This window comes from Stenotrophomonas sp. 24(2023) (assembly GCF_030913365.1).
Lineage (GTDB): Bacteria > Pseudomonadota > Gammaproteobacteria > Xanthomonadales > Xanthomonadaceae > Stenotrophomonas.
In genome coordinates this window covers 1,719,505-1,740,807 of record NZ_CP133160.1, presented here as the reverse complement: position 1 = coordinate 1,740,807, position 21,303 = coordinate 1,719,505, and the positions used below count along the sequence as shown (strand labels likewise).

General features: G+C 69.7%; 15 protein-coding genes. 8 read left to right on the top strand and 7 right to left on the bottom strand.

Annotation, left to right across the window (positions count from 1 at the left end):
* The first annotated feature begins 50 nt into the window (after positions 1–50).
* Positions 51–311, top strand: coding sequence for a YcgL domain-containing protein (locus Q9R17_RS07690; protein WP_308157833.1), 261 nt, complete (start codon positions 51–53; stop codon positions 309–311).
* A complete protein-coding gene (locus Q9R17_RS07685) occupies positions 304–3,645 on the top strand; it encodes an ankyrin repeat domain-containing protein (protein WP_308157832.1) in 3,342 nt (1,113 codons plus the stop codon). The genes Q9R17_RS07690 and Q9R17_RS07685 overlap by 8 nt, the downstream gene beginning before the upstream one ends.
* Before the next feature lie 106 nt (positions 3,646–3,751).
* Here the strand turns inward: Q9R17_RS07685 and Q9R17_RS07680 are convergent, their stop codons facing one another.
* Entirely contained in the window at positions 3,752–5,530 is a 1,779-nt protein-coding gene (locus Q9R17_RS07680; protein ID WP_308157831.1) for a monovalent cation:proton antiporter-2 (CPA2) family protein, read from the bottom strand.
* A 362-nt stretch (positions 5,531–5,892) separates the two neighbouring features.
* On the opposite strand from Q9R17_RS07680, the gene mgtE reads away from it, so the two are divergent.
* Together mgtE and Q9R17_RS07670 are read left to right on the top strand one after the other, a co-directional pair.
* Positions 5,893–7,263, top strand: coding sequence for a magnesium transporter (gene mgtE, locus Q9R17_RS07675; protein ID WP_308157830.1), 1,371 nt, complete (start codon positions 5,893–5,895; stop codon positions 7,261–7,263).
* Between the two features lie 75 nt (positions 7,264–7,338).
* A complete protein-coding gene (locus tag Q9R17_RS07670) occupies positions 7,339–10,062 on the top strand; it encodes a bifunctional acetate--CoA ligase family protein/GNAT family N-acetyltransferase (protein WP_308157829.1) in 2,724 nt (907 codons plus the stop codon).
* Between the two features lie 45 nt (positions 10,063–10,107).
* Here the strand turns inward: Q9R17_RS07670 and Q9R17_RS07665 are convergent, their stop codons facing one another.
* Positions 10,108–10,488, bottom strand: a complete 381-nt coding sequence (locus Q9R17_RS07665) for a YbjQ family protein (protein WP_308157828.1) — start codon at positions 10,486–10,488, stop codon at positions 10,108–10,110.
* Between the two features lie 137 nt (positions 10,489–10,625).
* On the opposite strand from Q9R17_RS07665, the gene Q9R17_RS07660 reads away from it, so the two are divergent.
* Positions 10,626–11,327, top strand: coding sequence for an alpha/beta hydrolase (locus tag Q9R17_RS07660; RefSeq protein WP_308157827.1), 702 nt, complete (start codon positions 10,626–10,628; stop codon positions 11,325–11,327).
* Positions 11,328–11,393: 66 nt separating this feature from the next.
* Here Q9R17_RS07660 and dkgB read toward each other — a convergent pair whose 3' ends face one another.
* Both dkgB and Q9R17_RS07650 read right to left on the bottom strand, forming a co-directional pair.
* Entirely contained in the window at positions 11,394–12,203 is an 810-nt protein-coding gene (gene dkgB / locus Q9R17_RS07655) for a 2,5-didehydrogluconate reductase DkgB (RefSeq protein ID WP_308157826.1), read from the bottom strand.
* 90 nt (positions 12,204–12,293) lie between these two features.
* Complete coding sequence (locus Q9R17_RS07650; protein WP_308157825.1) at positions 12,294–13,508, bottom strand: MFS transporter; 1,215 nt, start codon at positions 13,506–13,508, stop codon at positions 12,294–12,296.
* A gap of 107 nt (positions 13,509–13,615) precedes the next feature.
* Between Q9R17_RS07650 and Q9R17_RS07645 the strand changes: the two genes are divergently transcribed.
* Positions 13,616–14,518: a LysR family transcriptional regulator gene (locus Q9R17_RS07645; protein ID WP_308157824.1), complete on the top strand. Its 903-nt coding sequence runs from the start codon at positions 13,616–13,618 to the stop codon at positions 14,516–14,518.
* Between the two features lie 24 nt (positions 14,519–14,542).
* On the opposite strand, the gene Q9R17_RS07640 is transcribed toward Q9R17_RS07645, so the two are convergent.
* Positions 14,543–16,663, bottom strand: a complete 2,121-nt coding sequence (locus tag Q9R17_RS07640) for a methyl-accepting chemotaxis protein (protein WP_308157823.1) — start codon at positions 16,661–16,663, stop codon at positions 14,543–14,545.
* 183 nt (positions 16,664–16,846) lie between these two features.
* Between Q9R17_RS07640 and Q9R17_RS07635 the strand changes: the two genes are divergently transcribed.
* Both Q9R17_RS07635 and Q9R17_RS07630 read left to right on the top strand, forming a co-directional pair.
* Positions 16,847–17,302: an Rrf2 family transcriptional regulator gene (locus Q9R17_RS07635; RefSeq protein ID WP_308157822.1), complete on the top strand. Its 456-nt coding sequence runs from the start codon at positions 16,847–16,849 to the stop codon at positions 17,300–17,302.
* Entirely contained in the window at positions 17,292–18,194 is a 903-nt protein-coding gene (locus tag Q9R17_RS07630) for an NAD(P)/FAD-dependent oxidoreductase (RefSeq protein WP_308157821.1), read from the top strand. Before Q9R17_RS07635 ends, Q9R17_RS07630 begins: the two co-directional genes overlap by 11 nt.
* Before the next feature lie 58 nt (positions 18,195–18,252).
* Here the strand turns inward: Q9R17_RS07630 and Q9R17_RS07625 are convergent, their stop codons facing one another.
* Complete coding sequence (locus Q9R17_RS07625; RefSeq protein WP_308157820.1) at positions 18,253–19,473, bottom strand: RtcB family protein; 1,221 nt, start codon at positions 19,471–19,473, stop codon at positions 18,253–18,255.
* A 58-nt stretch (positions 19,474–19,531) separates the two neighbouring features.
* The gene (locus Q9R17_RS07620) at positions 19,532–20,656 is read right to left on the bottom strand and encodes a slipin family protein (protein ID WP_308157819.1); all 1,125 of its coding nucleotides are present in this window, start codon (positions 20,654–20,656) and stop codon (positions 19,532–19,534) included.
* Between the last annotated feature and the right edge of the window lie 647 nt (positions 20,657–21,303).

The window sequence follows — 21,303 nt, the reverse complement described above, 5'->3', positions numbered from 1 at the left end:
TCGGCTTTCCGACACAATCATGTCTCTTCCCGGGTTATTGTCCCGCGGACATGCACGCCTACGTCTATAAAAGCCAACGCAAGCCTGATACCTACGTCTTCCTCGCCCGGCGCGACGACTTCGAGGCGCTGCCCGCGCCGTTGTCGGCGTCGCTGGGGGCGCTGCAGTTCGTGCTGGAGCTGACCCTGGACGACAACCGCCGCCTGGCCCAGGCCGATCCGGTGCGCGTGCGCGCCGAGCTGGCCGAGCGCGGCTATTACCTGCAGGTGCCGCCGTCGGTGAAAAGCCTGATGCCGCGCCACAATGATTGAGTCCCCGCGTCCGCGCCTGCCCGGCGCCGCCCTGGCCCTGGGTGCCCTGCTGGCGCTGGGTTCGGCCGTGGGGGGATGGCCGGGTGCCGTGCTGGCCGCGCTGGCCCAGCCGGCCTATGCCCTGGGTACTTCGTGGTGGCGGCACAGCCGCGCGCTGCGGCCGCTGCCGCTGGTTGCCCGCCAGGATGTGCCGGCGCTGCTGGTGCTGTGGGTGTCCGGCCCGTTGCTGCTGGCCGTGCTGCTGGCCTGGCCGCTGGCGGCGCTGCGCGACAGTGGCAGCCTGGCGGCAGTGCTGGGCCTGAGCGTGCTGGTCAGCGCCGGCCTGCTGGCGGCCTGGCGCACCTGGCCGTTGTGGAACGATGTCGAACGCCTGGATGGCACGCTGGGCCAGCATTGGCAGGCCCTGGCCGGCCGTGACCTGGGCGCATGGCGTGGGCTGGGCGTGGCCGCGCTGGTGATGGCGCTGGCCGCGCTGGTGGTGCTGCCGGCGTGGCCCGGCCTGCTGCCGGACGCGCTGCACTGGCCCGCCGTGGCGGCCGTGGTGCTGCTGTCCCCCCTGCTGCATCTGGTGCTGCAGCGGGTGCAGCCGGCCCCCCTGGTGGCAGTGCGTGCATCGCTGCGCAACGCACATGCGCCGGTGTTCGGCGCCGATGGCGAGCCGGCACCGGTCGAACTGGCCCCGCTGGAGGGCATGGCACCGCAGGAACTGACCCCGGCGCTGTACGAAGCAGCACGGCAGGGCCGCATCGACCGTGCGCTGCAGCTGCTGCAGGCCGGTGCCGATCCGCATGCGCTGCCGGAGACCCACTGGCGCGACCAGCGCGCCCTGGCGGTGCTGGCCGCGGTGCTGCCCGACCTGCGCCTGCTGCGCGAGCTGATCGGGCGTGGCGTCAACGTCAATGCACCGCACCGGGGCATGACCCCGCTGCTGGCCGCTACCCGTGACAGCTGGCATGGCCGGCCCGAAGCGGTGATGACCCTGCTGGCCAACGGTGCCGATTCGCGGGCCACCGATGGCGACGGCAACACGCCGCTGCACCATGCCGCGCGCAGTTCCGACCCGGGCGTGGCGGCGCTGCTGCGCGACGCCGCCGCCGAGGTGGATGCGCTCAACCGGGAAGGCTGGTCGCCGTTGGCGGTGGCCTGCCAGGTCGGCAACTGGCGCCTGGCCCGCTTCCTGCTCGAACGCGGTGCCCGCACCGAGCCGGCCGAAGGCACGCCGGTGCTGCTGGCCGCCGCCGCCACCGAAGACGACGATCCGGCCGGCGTGCAGCTGCTGCTCAAGCACAAGGCCCGTGCCGATGCCCGCGACCGGCAGCGCCGCAGCGCCCTGCATGAGGCCGCACTGGCCGGCCACGTGGACATCATCGCCACCCTGCTGGCGGCCGGTGCCAACCTGGAAGCACGCGATGCGCTGGGCCGCACCCCGTTGCTGGAAGCCGCCCGCGCCGGGCGTGCGGCGGTGATCGAACACCTGCTGCCGCACCAGCCGGACCTGGCGGCGGTGGATGGCGAAGGCCGCAACGCGGTCCTGCTGGCGGCCATGGCCGAGGATGTCTCGCCGCTGCTGGTCAAGCGCCTGCTGGACCTGGGCATCGCCGCCGATGCGGGCGATCCGCTGGGCCGCCGTGCGGTGGACTACGCCGCCGAAGCCGGCCGCTGGGCCATCGTCTCGTTGCTGGACCCGGCGTACCCGTTGCCGGCGGCGGTCAGCGACGGCCTGGCCGAGCGTGGTGACGCGGCCAGCGGCAGCCCGCTGCTGCCCGACCGCCCGCCGCTGGCGCTGCTGCGCGAGGCGTTGGGCTTCGGCAATACCGATGGCATGGCCGCGTTGGCGCGCCTGTGCCAGCCGGCCGAACTGGGCGGGCTGCTGCACGAACCGGAACTGGCGCTGGATGCCCACGCCGTGCAGTGGCTGCTGGCGCACGGTGCCGACCCCTACGTGCGCGATGCCTGCGATGACACCCCGATGTTCGCGCTGCTCTCGCGCGGCATCGACGCGGTGCCGGCCCTGCAGGCCCTGCTGGACCGTGGCATTTCGCCGGCCGGCCGGGGGGGCCTGGCCCGCTTCCTGGCGGCCTGTGCGCAGCACGACCAGGCGGCGCGTGGGCTGGAACAGCGCGCGCTGGAACTGCTGGAACGCGGCGCCGATCCCTTCGCACCGTCGCCGGCAGGGGATCCGCCGCTGTCGCTGGCCGTCCGCCTGGGCTGGCTGCGCCTGCAGCAGGCGCTGCTTGCCGTGGGCGTGGACCGTGAAGCGCGTGACAGCCATGGCATGACCGCCCTGCACCTGGCCACCGCGTTGGCCCGCGAAGGCGCGCTGAAGCTGCTGGTGCAGCACGGCGCCTCACCGGAAGCACGCGCGGCCGATGGCCAGACGCCGCTGGGCGTGGCCCTGTCGATCGGCCGCCGCGACCTGGCTGACTGGCTGGACTGGCGGGTGTGGCCGCTGCCGCGCCGCACCCTGCGTGAATCCGACCTGCCCTCGGCCGCCACCGCCGGTGACGTGGATGCGGTCCGCCGCTTGATCGACCTGGGCTTTGCCGTCGATGCGGTCGATGCCCAGGGCTGCACGGCATTGCTGCGCGCGGCCGGTGGCGGGCACCTGGCGGTGGCCGACCTGCTGCTGGCGCGGGGCGCCAACCCGCAGCATGCTGCGGCCAGTGGTGCCACGCCGCTGTCGGCGGCGGTCAGCATGCGCCAGGTGGATATCGTGTCGGCGCTGCTCGATGCCGGTGCGCAGCTGGAACACCGCCTGCCCGGTGGCGTGACCGTGCTGATGCTGGCGGCGGCGCTGGGCCTGCCGGACATCGTCGCGCGCCTGCTCACGGCCGGCGCCAACGTGCATGCCGGTGATGCCCAGCAGCTGGGCCCGCTGCACTGCGCAGCGCTGTATGGATTCAGTGCGCGTGACCGTTCGCGCCTGCTGGCCCTGCTGGATACCCTGCTGCTGGCCGGCGCCGAGCCGGACCAGGCGGCGGCGGGCGCGGTGACACCGCTGCTGCTGCTGTTGGGCGCGCGTGCCGAGCCGGGCACTGCCTGCGATGAGCAGGTCGTGCTGGCGGCGGTGGAACGCCTGCTGGACGAGGACGTGTCGCTGGACGTGCGCGACCCGCGCGGCTTCGGCCCGCTGCACCTGGCGGCCCTGCATGGGTTGCCGCTGCTGGTGCAGCGCCTGATGCGTGCCGGTGCCGACCCGGACGTGCGCGATGGCCTCAACCGCAGCCCGCGCGAGATCGCGGTGATGCGTGGCTTCATCGACGTGGCCGGCGAATTCGAACCGCGCGTGCCCGGCGTGTCCTCGATGGCACGGTTCCTGCGCGACAACCCGTAGATCCACGCCATGCACGGCGCACCGTAGGCCGGTTCGCCTTCGGTAGATCCACGCCATGCGTGGATGCTTTTGATTCGGCGCACGATCAGCCACGCATGGCGTGGCTCTACTCGTCCTTGCGTTCCGCATCGGCCTCGAACAGGTGCATCAGGTCGTTGCGGGCATCGCGCGAGGTCTGGATGACCTTGGCCTCGTCGTCATACACCAGGTACTGGTCGCGCAGCAGTTTCTCGTCATGCTCGCGGAAGCGCTGCACATGGCGCTTGGCCACGTCTTCGGGCACGCCCAGCGCAGTCAGCACGCGCCCGCTCAGCGTCAGGCTGGTGCCGAACACCTCGCGGAAAGGCTCGGCGGACATGTCCATCAAGCGCCAGGCATGCTGGCGGTTGCGCGCACGGGCCAGCACCACCGCATCGGGATAGTGGCGGCGCACCATGCGCACCGCGCGCAGGTTCGATTCGGGGTCGTCCAGGGTGATCACGAACACACGGATGTTCTCGCCGCCGGCGGCACGCAGCATTTCCGGCTTGGTGGGATCGCCGTAATACAGCTGGTTGCCGAAGCGGCGCAGGTCGGCCACCGTGTCCGGATTCGCCTCCAGGGCGACGAACGGCACCTTCTGTGCGGTCAGCAGGCGCGCGATCACCTGGCCGAAACGGCCCATGCCGGCGATCAGCACCTTGGGCTGGTTGTCCGGTGCCACCGTGTCGGCCTCCGGCGCGGTGCGCTGCGGTGCCGGCTCGCGCCCGAGCAGGCGCATCAGCGCGAGCATCAGCAGCGGCGTGACCGCCATCGACAGGCCGACCACCGCCACCAGCCGGTCATGGTTCGCATCGCCCAGCAGGTGCACGCGCTGGGCCTCGTTGAACACCACGAAGGCGAATTCGCCGCCCAGCCACAGCACGCTGCCCAGCAGCAGGGCATGGCGCGGCGTCAGCTTGGCCAGCCGGCCGATGCCGTACAGCAGGCTGAACTTGACCACCAGCAGCACCACCACACCGGTGGCGATCAGCCACGGTTCGGCGGCGATGCGGTTGAGGTCGATGCCCATGCCCACGGCGATGAAGAACAGCCCCAGCAGCAGGCCTTTGAACGGCTCGATCTGGGCTTCCAGTTCGTGGCGGTATTCCGAATCGGACAGCAGCACGCCGGCCAGGAAGGCGCCCAGACTGGCGCTCAGCCCCGCCTGCTGCATGAACCAGGCCGTGCCCAGTACCACCAGCAATGCCGAGGCGGTGAACGCTTCGGGGCTGCGGGTACGGGCAATGACGCCGAACAGGCGGCGCAGCACCGGCCGCCCGCACAGGATCACCAGCGCCAGCGCGCCCAGCGCCACCGCGGCATCTTCCAGGCGCAGGGTTTCGTTCTTCGACCCGCCCAGCAGCGGGATCGCCGCCAGCAGCGGAATGGCGATCAGGTCCTGGAACAGCAGGATGGCAAAGCCCAGCCGCCCGTGGTCGCTGTTGATCGCCTTGTGCTCGGACAGCAGCTGCAGGCCCACCGCCGTGGACGACAGCGCCAGCGCCACGCCCACCACCAGCGCGCTCTTCCATTGGAAGTGATCGAGCATCAACAGGCTGCTCAGCACCACGCCGGACAGGGCCACCTGCAGCGCACCGGCACCGAACACCGAGCGCCGCATGACCTTCAGGCGTGCCGGCGAAAGCTCCAGCCCGATCACGAACAGCAGCATGACCACGCCGGTCTCGGCCGCGCCCAGGATGCGCTCGGCGTCCTGCACGAAGCCCAGCCCGTCCGGCCCCAGCACCACGCCTGCGGCCAGGTAGGCCAGCACCGCGCCGAAGCCGAGCTTGCGGAACACCGGTACGGCGATCACCGCCGCCAGCAGCAGCACCAGGGCCAGTTCAAGACCGCCGCTATGCATGGAAATATCCGCTCATGCTGTCGGGGTCCGGCCCGCAGTGCATCCGTATGGGGGTGGGGAAGTGAAAGCCGGCGAGGGCCGCCGGGCCATTATGCGCGCGATGCCGTGCAGGGCGTTGCATGGCCGTGCCCTGCATGGCGCCAGCCCTTGCCGGGCAAGGGTTGACGTCGCACGGCCGCAGGTCCAGACTGCCCGCCGCTGTCGGCACGTCCGCCAGTACACCCAGCCGGAGTTCCCCAACCCATGTCCAGCGACAGTAGAAGTCGACCTCGTTCGACGCCAGCGATGGCGACCGCCTGACAGGGACGGTCCGCCTGCGTTGGCGTTGCGATGTCGCACCCCACGCACCAAGGCGGATCACGATGAACCAGAAGCAAATGCTGCGTCCGGTGGCCGACGCCGCGGCCCTGGCCGCACCCCTGGCCAACTTCAACACCGCCGATGCGGTGGAGTACCTCAACACCCTCGAACGCGAGCGCGCCGCCGATACCCTGGCCGCGCTGCCGTTGCCGCGTGCGGTGAAGATGCTCGAAGCGCCGGAGCTGCATCATGCCGGTGAACTGGTCGCCGCGCTGCCGCCGTCGCGCGCTGCGGCCCTGCTGGGCCTGATGGCCGATGACCGCGCCACCGACATCGTGCACGAACTGGACGAAGACGAGCGCGCACGGTTGATTCCGCTGCTCGGCGCCGAGGCGCGCACGGCCATCCAGAAGCTGCTGGGCTACCCGCCCAACACCGCCGGCGCACTGATGACCACCGAGTACGTCAGCGTGCCGGCCACCTGGACCGTCGCCCAGACCCTGCAGCACATCCGCCAGGTCGAGCGCACCCGCGAAACCGTGTACGCCATCTACGTGCTCGACCCGGCCACCCAGCAGCTGCAGCAGGTGGTGACCATGCGCCGGTTGATCACCGGCCTGCCCGAGGAATCCATCCTGGACGTGGCGCAGGTCAATCCGCCGGTGACCGTCGATGCGCTGCTGGACCAGGAAGAAGTGGCGCAGCTGATCCGCCGCCACGACCTGCTGGCCATCCCGGTGGTGGACGCGCAGCTGCGCATGCTGGGCATCGTCACCGTGGACGACATCCTCGATGCACTGATCGAGGAATCCACCGAGGACGCGCACAAGTTCGGTGGCATGGAGGCGCTGGACAAGCCGTACATGCAGATCGGCTTCCTGGAGATGCTGCGCAAGCGCGCTGGCTGGCTGAGCGTGCTGTTCATCGGCGAAATGCTGACCGCCAGCGCGATGCAGCACTACGAGGATGAACTGGCGCGCGCGGTGGTGCTGACGTTGTTCATTCCGCTGATCATGAGCTCGGGCGGCAATTCCGGCTCGCAGGCCACCTCGTTGCTGATCCGCAGCCTGGCCCTGCGCGAACTGCGCCTGCGCGACTGGTGGAAGGTGGCCCTGCGCGAGGTGCCGACCGGCATGGTGCTCGGCGCCATCCTGGGCACCCTGGCGATGGTGCGCATCGTCATCTGGCAGCTGGGCGGCCTGCACGACTACGGCCAGCACTGGGTGCTGCTGGCCGTGACCGTGGCGGCCGCGCTGGTGGGCATCGTGACCTTCGGCTCGCTGTCCGGCTCGATGCTGCCGTTCATCCTCAAGCGGCTGGGCTTCGATCCGGCCAGTGCCTCGGCGCCATTCGTGGCCACGCTGGTGGACGTGACCGGCCTGGTGATCTACTTCAGCATCGCCGCGATGATCCTGCACGGGACCTTGCTGTAACGGCAGGCCCGTCCACGGGGCCTGACGTTGCCGGGGATCATGCGCCACGGCCGCCGGTGCGTGTACCGTAGCGGCATGAGCACCTACCACCTGCAATCCGTGTTCCGCCCGCAATCGGTCGCGGTGATCGGCGGCAGCCCGCGCGAGCGTTCGGCGGGCCGCGCGGTGATGCGCAACCTGCGCGCCACCGGCTTTCCCGGCAAGGTGGCGTGGATCAACCCGCGCCACGCCGAAATCGATGGCATCCGCACCGTCAAGCGCCTGAAGGACCTGGACTGGGTGCCGGACCTGGTGGTGATCACCGCCCCGGCCGCGATCGTGCCGCAGGTGGTGCGCACCGCCGCCGAGCGTGGCGTGCAGGCCGCCATCATCCTCACCGCGCACCTGGGCGAGGGCCCGGGCTCACTGTCGGCGCAGGTGGAAGCAGCGGCCCGTGCCAACGGCCTGCGCATCCTCGGCCCACACTGCCTGGGCGTGATCGCGCCCCATGCGCGGCTCAATGCCAGCATCGCCGCCCACTTCCCGCAGGCCGGCGACCTGGCGCTGGTTTCCGAATCCTCGGCGATCGCCGCCGCGCTGGTGGAATGGGGCGTGGCACGCTCGGTGGGCTTCTCCGCCGTGGTGTCGCTGGGCGATACGCTGGACGTGGACTTCGGTGACCTGCTCGACTACTTCGCCACCGACTACCGCACCCGCGCCATCCTGCTGTACGTGGAACAGATCAAGGATGCGCGCAAGTTCATGTCCGCCGCGCGTGCCGCCGCGCGCGCCAAGCCGGTGGTGGTGGTCAAATCCGGCCGTGCCGAGCGCATCGTGCCGGGCAATGACACCCATGTGCAGGCGCTGGCACGGGCCGATGATGTGTACGGCGCGGCCTTCAACCGTGCCGGCCTGCTGCGGGTCAGCGCACTGGACGAACTGTTCACGGCGGCCGAGACCCTGGGCCGGCTGGGCACCTTCCCCGGCCGGCGCCTGGCGATCCTCAGCAACGGTGGCGGCGTTGGTCGCCTGGCGGTGGACCAGCTGGCGGCGCTGCGCGGCACGCTGGCCCAGCTGTCGCCGGACACGGTGCGCCAGCTGGATGCGGTGCTGCCGCAGGGCTGGTCGCGCAGCAACCCGGTGGACATCGTGGTCGATGCCGATGGTGAGCGTTACGCTGCCGCCATCGAAGCCCTGCTGGCCGACAACGAGAACGATGCGGTGATGGTGGTCAACGTGCCGACCGCCTTCACCTCCTCGGCCGATGCCGCGCAGGCGCTGACCCGTACGCTGGGCCTGCGCCCGCGCCACCATCGCGACAAGCCGGTGTTCGCGGTGTGGCTGGGCAACGATGACCAGGCCACGGCCACGTTGAACGCCGCGCGCGTGCCGACCTATCCCACCGAAGCCGAAGCCGTGCGCGGGTTCCAGCACCTGGTGCGCTACCGCGACGCGCAGAACGCGTTGATGGAAACGCCACCCAGCCTGCCCCAGGATTTCGTGGTGGACACCGCCGCGGTGCGTGCGCTGGTGGACGCCGCACTGGCCAATGGCCAGCGCTGGCTGGACCCGCTGGCCACCCATGCGTTGCTGGAGGCCTACGGCATCGCTTCGGCGCCGGTGCTGCACGCGCGCGATGCGCACGAGGCCATGGACCTTGCCCAGCCGCTGCTGGAGCAGGGCGCCACGGTGGCGCTGAAGATCCTGTCGCCGGACATCCCGCACAAGTCCGAAGTCGATGGCGTGCGCCTGAACCTGGCCACGCTGCCGGCGGTCCAGGCCGCCGCCAACGGCATCCTGGCCCGTGCCCGCGAGCGCCGCCCGGACGCGCGCATCGATGGCCTGCTGGTGCAGCCGACCATCGTCCGCCCGAAGGCCCGCGAATTGATCGCCGGCATTGCCGACGATGCGACCTTCGGCCCGGTGGTGGTGTTCGGGCGCGGCGGTACGGCCGTGGAGGTCATCAATGACAAGGCGCTGGCGTTGCCACCGCTGGACCTGCGCCTGGCCCATGAGCTGATCGGCCAGACCCGCGTCTCGCGCATCCTCAAGGCCTACGGCGATGTGCCGGCGGCCGACGAACGCGCCGTCGCGCTGGCCCTGGTGAAGCTGGCACAGCTGGCCGCCGATATTCCCGAAGTGCGCACGCTGGACATCAACCCGCTGCTGGTCGACCGCGATGGCATCCTGGCGCTGGATGCCCGCGTAGCCGTGGCGCCCTCGCGCATGCTGCACAAGGGCCGTGGCCATCCCCGCTTTGCCGTGTTCCCTTACCCGAAGGAGTGGGAACGCACGCTGCAGCTGTCCGATGGCAGCCGTGCGTTCGTGCGCCCGGTGCGCCCGGAGGACGATGCCCTGTTCCGCGCGTTCTTCGCCCGGGTCAGCGATGAAGACCTGCGCCTGCGCTTCTTCCAGTCGGTCAAGCACTTCAGCCATGAATTCATCGCCCGCCTGACCCAGCTCGACTACGCCCGCTCCATCGCCCTGGTGGCCATCGACCCGCGCAACGGCGACATGCTCGGCGCGGTGCGCCTGCATGCCGATGCCGATTACCAGCGTGGCGAGTACGGCATCCTGATCCGTTCGGACCTGAAGGGCCATGGCATCGGCTGGCGCCTGATGACCATCATGATCGAGTACGCGAAATGGCTCGGCCTGGATGTGGTGGAAGGCCAGGTGCTGCGCGAGAACAGCACCATGCTGGCCATGTGCCAGAGCCTGGGCTTCACGACGAAGCTGGATCCGGACGACCCGACCGTGATGGTGGTGACCTTGCCGGTGCAGGACGTTGATGTGCCCGGGCTGCCTCCGGTCACCTGACCCGGCGCCCCAGTGGTCGCGGCCGGGCCGTGCCCGGCCGCGGGATCAACGCGCGGGTTCCACCACCACGGCCGTGCCGTAGCACAGCACTTCGGTCAGCCCGGTCATCACATCGGTGGCGTCGTAGCGCATGCCGATGATGGCATTGGCGCCCAGCACGCGCGCGTGCTTGACCATGTCGCGGTAGGTTTCCTCGCGCGCCTGCTCGCACAGCTCGGTGTAGATGGTGATGTTGCCGCCGAACAGGGTCTGGATGCCGCCGAGGAAGTTGCCGACGATCGAACGCGAGCGCACGGTGATGCCGCGCACCACGCCCAGGTTGCGCGCGACGCGGTAGCCGGGCAGTTCGAACGCCGTGGTGACCATCGAGTCATCAAAGCGCAGGGCCGGGGGAGTAGGAATGCCGCTGTTGTAGGGGTCTGCCATGATCGTCCAGTTCCATGTCGAGGGTCAGCCAATGCATCGGTGGCAGGAGGTGCCGTGCGTGCAGGACACCCGGACGCGCAACACATCGGACCGGCCACCGTATGGCCGCAGGTGCCCCGCGGCGCGACAATAGTGCCATGACCGACCGCATTCCCCTGCTGTTGTTGCCCGGCCTGCTCAACGATGCCGAGCTGTGGCGCGCGCAGCTGGCTGATCTGGCCGATGTTGCCCAGTGCATCGTGGGCGACCAGACCCGGGGCAGCACGATGCAGGCCGTCGCCGAGGACGTGCTGGCACAGGCGCCGGCACGGTTCGCGCTGGCGGGTTTCTCGCTGGGCGGCTTCGTGGCCCAGCACATCCTGCGCATCGCGCCGGAGCGGGTGCTGCAGCTGGCCCTGGTGGATACCTCGATCCATGCCGATTCGCCCGAACGCGCCGCGCAGCGCCGTTCGCAGCAGGCCAGCGTGCGCCTGCCGGGCAGGTTCAACGGGTTCGGCGATGCGCTGATGCGCAGCTACATCGATGCCTCGCGGCTGGATGACTATGTGCTGGTACAGCGCGTGCGTGACATGACCAGCCGACTCGGCGCCGGGGTGTTCCTGCGGCAGAGCGCGCTGGAACGGGTGGATGGCCACGACGTGCTGGCCGGTTACCGCGACCCGCTGCTGATCGTGTGCGGGGCCAACGACCGCATCACGCCGCTGGCGATCAGCGAGGAGATGCACGGGCTGGTGCCGCATTCGCAGCTGGTGGTGCTGCCCGATTGCGGGCACCTGGCACCGATGGAAAAGCCCGAAGAGGTCAGTGCCGCGCTGCGCGGGTGGCTGCTGCATCCCTGAGGAACTGGCCAGGCAGGGCCCGGCGGCGTTTCCACCGCGCGGGCCGTGCGGTGCTGCAACGGTCGATCAATCCCAGGCCGGGGCGATGCCCTCCGGGTTGGCCAGGCGATGGCCGCGATCGAGCCGGGCGATCTGTGCCATGTCTTCCTCGGTCAGGCGCAGGCCCGCCGCTTCCAGGTTGCTGGACAGGTTCTCGCGCTTGGTCGAGGACGGAATCACCGAATAGCCCTGCTGCAGCGCCCACGCCAGCGCGACCTGCGCCGGGGTGGCCTGGTGGCGGCCGGCGATGGACTGCAGCACCGGGTCCTTGACCACTTCACCGTAGGCCAGGCTCATGTAGGCGGTCACGTGGATGCCCTGTTCCTTCAGGAACGGCGCCAGCAGGCGGTTCTGCAGGTACGGGTGCACTTCGATCTGGTTGGTGGCGATCGCACCGGTGCCGAGAATGCCCACTGCCTTGCGGGTCTGGGCGATGGTGAAGTTGGAGATGCCGATGGCCCGGGTCAGGCCCAGTGCCTTGGCCTCGGCCAGGGCCGGCAGGTAGTCCTCCATCGGCACGTCCACCGTGTCGTTGGGCGAGGGCCAGTGGATCAATGCCAGGTCGACGCGGTCGGTGCGCAGCTTCTGCAGGCTGGTGCGCAGGCTGGCCAGCAGCGCATCGCGCTTGAATTCGCTGATCCATACCTTGGTGGTCAGGTAGATCTCATCGCGCGGCACGCCCGATTCGGTGATGGCCTGGCCGACCTCGGCTTCATTGCCGTAGATCTGCGCGGTGTCGATGGCACGGTAGCCGACGTCGAGTGCAGCGCGCACCGAGTCGATGACGGTCTGGCCCTTCAGGCGGAAGGTACCCAGGCCAAAGGCGGGAACGGACATGCGGAACTCCAGCGGGGGGAAACAACCTGCGAAGGGTAGGCCACGCGCCGTGCCCATGCCGGCAACGGCGCGTTGCATCCACCGTGACAATCAATGCGCGGCGACCACGATGCCTTCGGCACGGTCGTCCACGCCGTCGCGACGGTCCAGGCGGCCGCTCAGCGCGGTCAGCGCGTAGGCCCCGATCACCACCAGCGCGCCCAGCCACGGGGTATGCATCAGGCCGATGTGCTCGACCACCAGGCCGCCCAGCGATGCACCGAAGGCGATGCCGATGTTGAACGCGGCGATGTTCAGGCCCGAGGCCACATCGCTGGCCTGCGGTGCGAAGCGCTGCGCCTGCTTGACCACATACACCTGCAGGCCCGGTACGTTGCCGAAGGCCACCGCGCCCAGTGCCAGCACGGTCAGCAGCACCAGCCAGGTGTTCCAGGCGGTGAAGGTGAGCACGAACAGCACCAGTGCCAGCAGCGCGAAGATGCGCTTCAGTGCGGGCACCGGGCCGAGGCGGTCGGCCAGGCGGCCCCCCCACAGGTTGCCGATCGCCACCGAGATGCCATACACCAGCAGTACCAGGCTGACCGCGTTGGGCGAGAGCCCGGTGACATCCTGCAGGATCGGCGCCAGGTAGGTGAAGGACAGGAACGTGCCGCCATAGCCCAGTGCGGTGATCGCATAGACCATCAGCAGGCGCGGCTGCGCCAGTACGCCCAGCTGCTGGCGGAAGCTGGCCGGTGCGCTCTGCGGCAGGCCACGCGGCACGAACAGCAGGCTGCCCAGCAGCGCGATCACGCCCAGCCCGGCCACGGCCAGGAAGGTCGCCCGCCAGCCCAGATGCTGGCCGATGAAGGTGCCCAGCGGCACGCCGGTCACCAGTGCCACGGTCAGCCCGGTGAACATGATGGCGATCGCGCTGGCGGCCTTTTCCTTCGGCACCAGCGCGGTGGCGATGATCGAGCCGATGGAGAAGAACACGCCGTGGGCCAGGCCGGTCAGCACGCGGGCCACGATCAGCGAGGTGTAGCCCGGTGACATCCAGGCGATGACGTTGCCGACGGTGAACAGCACCATCAGCGCCACCAGCAGGGTCTTGCGCGGCACGCGGCCGGTCAGGGCGGTCAGCACGGGGGCACCGACGGCCACGCCCAGTGCATACAGGGACACCAGCAGGCCGGCCGAGGGCAGGCTGACGTGCAGGTCGGCGGCGATGGTCGGAATGAGGCCGACGATGACGAACTCGGTGGTGCCGATGGCGAAGGCACCGAGGGTCAACGCCAGCAGGGCGAGGGGAATGCCACGGGTCATGACAGGTTCCAGCGGAGGGGACAGGGGGCGCAGTCTGCGCCGCCGACCTTTGCTGAAAAACCGGTCTTCACGCCAATCACTCTTGCCGCATGGTCAATAATGGTGGCATGAAGACCACCCTCGATGAAATGCAGGCCTTCCTGGCGGTCATCGACAGCGGCTCGATCAGTGCCGCCGCCGAGCAGCTCGGGCAGACCCCGTCCGGCGTCAGCCGCGCGCTGGGCCGGCTGGAGGACAAGCTGGGCACCACGCTGCTGACCCGCACCACCCGCCGCCTGCACCTGACCGCCGAAGGCGAGGCGTTCCTGCGCCATGCGCGGGCGATCATCGATGCGGTGGAATCGGCCGAAGAGCAGATGGCCGCGCGCCGCGAACGCCCCGCCGGACGCCTGCGGGTGGATGCGGCGATGCCGTTCGTGCTGCACGTGATCGCGCCGCTGGTCAATGGCTATCGCGCGCGCTACCCCGATGTGGCGCTGGAACTGAACAGCTCCGAGCGCTACATCGACCTGCTGGAACGGCGTACCGATGTGGCCATCCGCATCGGCCCGCTGGCCGATTCCACCCTGCACGCGCGGCCGCTGGGGCGCAGCCGGCTGCAGGTGCTGGCCAGCCCGGCCTACCTGGCCGCGCAGGGCCAGCCGGCCAGCGTCGCGGCGCTGGGCCAGCACACCCTGCTGGGCTTCAACGAACCGGATTCGCTGAACCGCTGGCCGTTCCCCGGTGATGCCGATGGCCAGCTGCTGGTGCGGCCGGACATCGCCGTGTCCAGCGGTGAAACGCTGCGTCGTCTGGCGGTGGAAGGCGTGGGCCTGACCAGCCTGTCGGATTTCGTCACCGAGCGTGACCGTGCCGAAGGCCGGCTGGTGCCGGTGCTGCCGGCGCAGACGCTGGATGTGTACCAGCCGATCCACGCGGTCTACTACCGCAACACCGCCGTGTCCGCGCGCATCAGCTCGTTTCTGGATTACCTGGCCGAGGCGATGCAGCAGTCCAGCTACCTGCGCTGACGGCCGCCACGCCCGGCAGCGCCATCACGCCGCGCGTGCCATCGCATCCTTCGTCGTTGCCGTGGTCGAGAGATCAAACACATCCACCGCTTCGATCAACCGATCGGCCTGCTGTTCCAGGCTGCGTGCGGCGGCAGAGGCTTCCTCCACCAGCGCGGCGTTCTGCTGGGTGGTGCCATCCATCTGCACCACGGTCTGGTTGACCTGGTCGATGCCGGCCGACTGTTCCTGCGAGGCCGCAGCGATCTCGGCCATGATGCCGGTCACGCGCTGCACCGAGGCGACGATCTCGCCCATCGTCGCACCGGCCTGGCGTACCAGCTGGCCGCCTTCGGCGACCTTGCCCACCGAGCCGTCGATCAGTGCCTTGATCTCCCTGGCCGCCGTTGCCGATCGCTGGGCGAGGGTGCGTACCTCGCTGGCGACCACCGCAAAGCCACGGCCCTGGTCACCGGCACGGGCGGCCTCGACGGCGGCGTTCAGCGCCAGGATGTTGGTCTGGAAGGCGATGCCGTCGATGACCGCGATGATCTCGGCGATCTGCCGCGACGAGGCTTCGATGGCCGCCATGGTGTCCACCACATCGGCCACCACCGCGCCGCCGCGACCGGCCACATCAGCGGCCCCGATGGCCAGCTGGTTGGCCTGGCGGGCATGCTCGGCGTTCTGGCGCACGGTGGAGGTCAGTTCCTCCATCGATGCAGCGGTCTCTTCCAGGTTGGCGGCCTGCTGTTCGGTGCGGCGCGACAGATCGTGGTTGCCCGCGGCGATCTCCGCCGCGGCGGTCTGGATGTTGCCGGCCGCGTGCTGGATGTCGGCGACGATGGTGCCCAGCTGCGCAGCGGTGGTGTTGGCATCGCTGGCAATGCGTGCGAACACGCCCTGGAAATTGCCGTGCATGCGCGCGCCGAGGTTGCCGTTGGCGATGGCACGCAGCACGGTCGAGACCGCGCCGAGGTCATCCTCGGTGGTCTGCATCAACCGGTTCAGGCCGTCGATCATCACGCGGAAATCGTGGTCGAAGCGTGCGGCATCGCCGCGCTGGCTGAAATCGCCGGAGGCCGCAGCGCCGGCCAGGCGGGTGATTTCGGCGTTGATCGCGCCCAGGTTCGCCTTGACCGTATCCAGCGCCTGGGTGATGACGGCCTTCTCGCCGGGCAGGCGCTCCATGTCCTGGCTGAGGTCGCCCACCGCATAGCGGCCCATGATGGCGATGGCGCGCATCTTCACCTGGATGTGGGTGTCCACCAGCGCATTGGTGTCGGTCACCATGCGCCCGTAAGCGCCAGGAAAGACCGTGGCGTCCATGCGATGGCTGACCGTGCCTTCGTCGTGGCGGCGTGCCATCGTTGCCTGCGCGTCGAGCACGCCGCGCAGGGTCGCCTGTACGGCGTGCATCGCCTGGGCGAGGCGGCCGATCTCATCGGTGCCGGACACCTGTATGCGGTGATCCAGATCGCCGGCGGCCACGGCGCGTGCGGCCGCTTCCACCGCCAGCACCGGGCGCACCACGGCACGGCGCAGCCACCCGGCCAGCACCAGCAGCAACACGGCGGCGGCGGCCACCGTGAGCACCGCGCTCAGCAGCAGCTGGCGGCGCGCGTGCGTCACCCCGGCGGCCGTCGCCGCCTCGGCCACCGCGGCGGTGCGCGTGCTCAGCGTGTCCAGGGCGGCGGCCACGGGCCGGTCCTTGCCACGCACGAGTTCGTCACCGGCAGCAGGGGCATAGCCGGCGGCGGCGAAGGCCTGCAATGCGGCGTGGTAGTCGCGCTGCAGCTGGGCATGGGCGGCGATGAACGCCTGCGCGTGCTGGCGGGTCTGCGCATCGGGGCTGTCCTGCAGGCCCGCCGCCAGTTCGGCTACGCGGGCACCGTCGTGGTCGAAGGCTGCCAGGTGCTTTTCGCGCAGTGCATCGTCATGGCCGCGCAGCAGCACGTTCTTCCATTCCTGTACCTGCGTGCGGAACTCGCGTTGCAGCTGCTCGGCATCGCGGTTGTGCGCCACGTCCGGTGGTGGCTGCGTGGACAGCCGCAGCCAGGCCGCGCCGAGGCCGGCCAGGGCACACAGCAGGACGACGGCCAGGCCGATCGAGAGGGCGCCCAGCAGCTTGGACTGCAGGCGGGCAACACGGGCAGGGGAGGGCATGACGCAACCGTTCTGGAAGGGGGCTGGCCGGGTATCGACCGGGGACTGAAGGCACTGAAGTGCGGTCGGCATCACGCTTTTTGTTTCGTTCAATGATGTGAAGAACGTATTTCAGTGCCCCCGGTGTCACCGCTGGAACGATGATGCATGGACATCGACATTAAATGTAACTATATTGGTTACATGAAATCCGCAAACCCGCTTTCCGATGCCCTGCATGTGATGGCCCACCTGGTGGGGCAGGAAGGGCCACGCACGTCCGAACAGCTGGCGACCTGCCTGCCGACCCATCCGGTGGTGATCCGCCGCCTGCTCTCGCAGCTGGCCAAGGCCGGCCTGGTGCGCAGCGTGCGCGGCCATGGCGGCGGCAGCCAGCTGGCGCGTGATGCGGCCGCCATCACCCTGCATGACATCTACCTGGCCGTGGGCGCACCGGTGCTGGTGCAGGTGGGCACGCGTGAAGGCGGGGGCGGCTGCCCCATCCAGCAGCTGGTCAACCAGGCCCTGCTCGACGGCGCGCGGCAGGCCCAGCAGCTGCTCGAACAGCGCCTGCAGGCCACCACGCTGGACCGCCTCGGCGCCGATTTCGCCCGTCATCTTGCCCATCACTCTGCCCTTGGAGGTTCCCATGCACCCTGATGTCCTCATCGTCGGCGGCAGCTACGCCGGCATCGCCGCCGGCCTGATCCTGGCGCGTGCGCGCCGGCCGGTCACGGTCATCGACGCGGGCCAGCCCCGCAACCGTGCCGCCAGCCATTCGCACGGCGTGCTTGGCCAGGACGGCATCGCCGGTGCCGACCTGCTGAGGAACGCACGCCAGCAGCTGCTCGATTACCCCAGCGTGCGCTGGGTCCATGCCGAGGCCGTGGAGGCGCAGGCCGATGTCGGCGGCGTGCAGGTACGCACCGGCGATGGCCAGGTGCTGTCGGCACGCAAGCTGCTGCTGGCCACCGGCGTGGCCGACCAGCTGCCGGACCTGCCGGGCCTGGCCGACCGCTGGGGCAGCACCGTGCTGCATTGCCCCTACTGCCACGGCTATGAAGTGGGCGGTGGGGCGATCGGCCTGCTCGGTGGCCATCCGATGTCGGCCGCCAAGGCACCGTTGTTCGCCGACTGGGGCAACGTGACCTTCTTCAGCCAGGGGCTGGCGATCACCGATGAGGAGCGTGCGGCCATGCACGTCCGTGGCGTGCAGATTGAAGAAACGCCGGTGGTGGCGGTACAGGGCGAACAGTCCACCTGGCTGGAGGTGGAGCTGGCCGATGGCCGCCGCGTTGCCCAGCGTGCGCTGTTCGTGCCGGCGCTGCAGGCGATGGCCACGCCGCTGGTGCAGCAGCTGGGCTGCACGCTGGCCGAAAGCCCGATGGGGGTGCTGGTGGAGGTCGATGCGATGAAGCAGACCAGCATCGCCAACGTCTACGCCGCCGGTGATGCCACCACGGTCGGCAACATCACCCTGGCCATGGCCGAAGGCGTGCGCGCGGGCATCGGCGTGCACCACGCACTGGTGAGTGAAGACAGCCAGCCCTGAGCCGGGCTGGCGTCCTCACCTGCCGGGCGCATGCCACCGTCGACATGCGCCCGGCCCTTCACCCCTTCACGCACAGCACCTGGCGCAGGGTATGCACCACCTCGACCAGGTCGCGCTGGGCGGCCATCACATCGTCGATCGACTTGTACGCCGCCGGTGATTCGTCCAGCACGCCGCTGTCCTTGCGGCATTCGACGTGCGCGGTGGCTTGGCGGTGCTGGGCCAGCGTGATCTGCTGGCGCGCCGTGCCACGGCTCATCGCGCGGCCGGCACCGTGGCTGCAGCTGTGGAAGCTGTCCGCGTTGCCCTTGCCGCGCACGATGTAGCTGCGCGTACCCATGCTGCCGGGAATGATGCCCAGCTCGCCGGCGCGCGCACTCACCGCGCCCTTGCGGGTGACCAGCAGGTCCTGCCCGTGGTGCGTTTCCTTCTGCACGTAGTTGTGGTGGCAGTTCACCGCCATCGCCGCCAGCTGGAACGTCGGCAGGCGGTGGCGCATCTCGGCCAGCACGCGCGCCATCATCGCTTCGCGGTTCTGCCGTGCGTAGTCCTGGGCCCAGGACACCGCTTCGACGTAATCGTCGAACAGCGCCTCGCCTTCCATGAAGAACGCCAGGTCCTTGTCCGGCAGGTGGAAGCCGAGCACGCGCCGTGCCAGTTCCTCGCGCGCCTTCTCGATGAAGTACGTGCCGATCAGGTTGCCGGTGCCGCGCGAACCGCTGTGCAGCATCACCCACACCGCGTCCGTCTCGTCCAGGCACAGTTCGATGAAGTGGTTGCCACCGCCGAGCGTGCCCAGCTGGCGGTCCAGCTTGTCGGTACGGATGCGGCGGTGCTTGTCCTTGATCCGTTCCAGCCCCTGCGCCAGCCCGGATTGCACCAGGCGGGTGTGGATGCTGTCGGGCATGCGCTGGTGCTCGCCGCCGCGGCCGTTGCCGACCGGGATGCTGCGCTCGATGCTGTTGCGCAGCTGCCGCAGGTCATCGGGCAGGTCGCTGGCGCGCAGGGTGGTGCGTACCGCGGCCATGCCGCAGCCGATGTCCACGCCGACCGCCGCCGGAATGATCGCGCCACGGGTCGGGATCACCGAGCCGACGGTCGCGCCCTTGCCCAGGTGCACGTCGGGCATCACCGCCACCCACGGCCCGACGAATGGAACGGCGGCGATGTTGTGCAGCTGCGCATGCGCCTGCGCTTCCAGCGCCACGCCGTTCACCCAGCCCTTGATCGGCGTGGTGCCCTCGGCGTGCAGCCATTGGTAGTTCTGTTGCGTATCCATGAGAGTGTCCCTCTTCCTGTGGGGCCGGCGGCGCGTCCCTGCGCCACCGCAGCCCCCCTTACTTCATCGTCACCAGCTGCTTCAGCACGCCATCCAGGCCGCCGAACACGGTGAGCTTGTCGATCTTCTCGGTGACCTTTTCCAGCGCTTCCAGTTCCTTCAACCGCATCAGCACCGGGTTGTCCTCGATCAGCTTGGCGGTGTTGAGCTGCGAGCGGGTGGCGTTGGCCTCCTCGCGGCGGCGGATCACGCTGGCCTGTGCCTGCTTCTCGGCCAGTACGACGCCGTTGAGGATCTCCTTCATCTCGCCGGGCAGGATCACGTCCTTGATGCCCACGCCCAGCAACTGCACGCCGTGGCCGTCGATCGCCGCCCGCACGTGGCTGGCGATCTCGCCATCCAGTGCCGCCTTGTCGGCCAGCAGTTCGTCCAGGCTGCGCGTGGCGATCGCCTGGCGCAGGCCGAACTGCAGCTGCCGGTAGACGAACTCATCGGCCTGGCTGAGCGTGCGGTGCGCCAGCACCGGGTCCACCACCTGCACGGTCGCGGCCAGGTTCACCCGCAGGGTCACCTTGTCGCGGCTGAGCAGTTCCTGGCCGGCCACGTCCAGCGAACGCGCACGCAGTTCCACACGCTCCACCGACACATTGCCGTTGAAGTTCCAGAAGGCGTGCAGGCCCGCGCCGAGTGCCCGCCGCAGCGTGCCGTCGATGAACAGCAGGCCGACCGATTCGCTCGGCACCGTGCTGAGCGTGGCCACCCGCGGCAGCACGCCCAGCTGGCCCAGGCGGTGCAGCACGGCCGTCGGCACGCGCGGCTCGTCCTCCAGCGGCAGCAGCTGCACTTCGGTGGCGACCGCACCCTGCCAGTACAGGCGGCGGCTGCCCGGCGGCAGTACCTCGTCGATGCGGCCGTTGCGCAGCAGCAGGCCTACCTGCTGTGCACCGACGTTGGCCAGCACGAAGTGCGGGCCGAGCTGCGTGCCGAGTGCCTCGAGCAGGCTGTCCTGGTCGTTGCCGGCATAGGCGGCGCCGTTGGCGACGTTGTGCACGCTCACCTGCGGCACGCCACCGAACACCGACAGGCGGTGCACGCCGGGCAGCAGGATCTGCTGGAAGCGGCGGTTGCGATACACCAGGCCGCGCTCGCCGTCGCCGATCACGACCTTCTTGGTCCAGAACATGGGAGTGTCTCCTTGATAGGGCTCTGGTGGTTCGACCCGGGGAAATCGCCGGTTCCGGCCCGGGTCGAACCGGTCGGGGCGAGGGCCGGCCGTGCAGGGGCACGGCCGGCGGAAGAGGGCGGCCATCGGGGACGCGCGGCACGCGGAGCATCCGGTGTGTCGTTGCTGCCGCCTGCGCTGCACCCGGTACGGTGTACCCGGTGGAGCGGGGCGGGCGTGGACGACGGGCCGGGGCCCGGCGTGCGGCGCGTTGCCAGCCCGGCCGCACCCGAAGGTGGGGCCGGGACGGCAGCGATGGCCGCTGGGGCGGTTGCCCCGGGTGTTGCGCGATGTCATGACGTGACAGGTCATGTGTGGAGTGGGAATCGAACCCACGACAGACGGACGCACTGTCCGTTGCTCTACCCGACTGAGCTATCCAGTGGGAACCGCGCGGAATCGAACCGCGACACCGGCAAGCCGGTGCCTGCGTCCAGCAGGCGATCCAGTCAATGGCCTGTCCACGACCTCCGGCATACGCCACGGCACTGCCGCGCGCACCAGCCCGTGCTTGAAACGGGACCGTTGGAAAATCGCAGGTGCAGGCCACCGGCATTATCGACAGGCGATAATGTTCTGAGGCGATGCAGATAATATCCAGGCGCCGC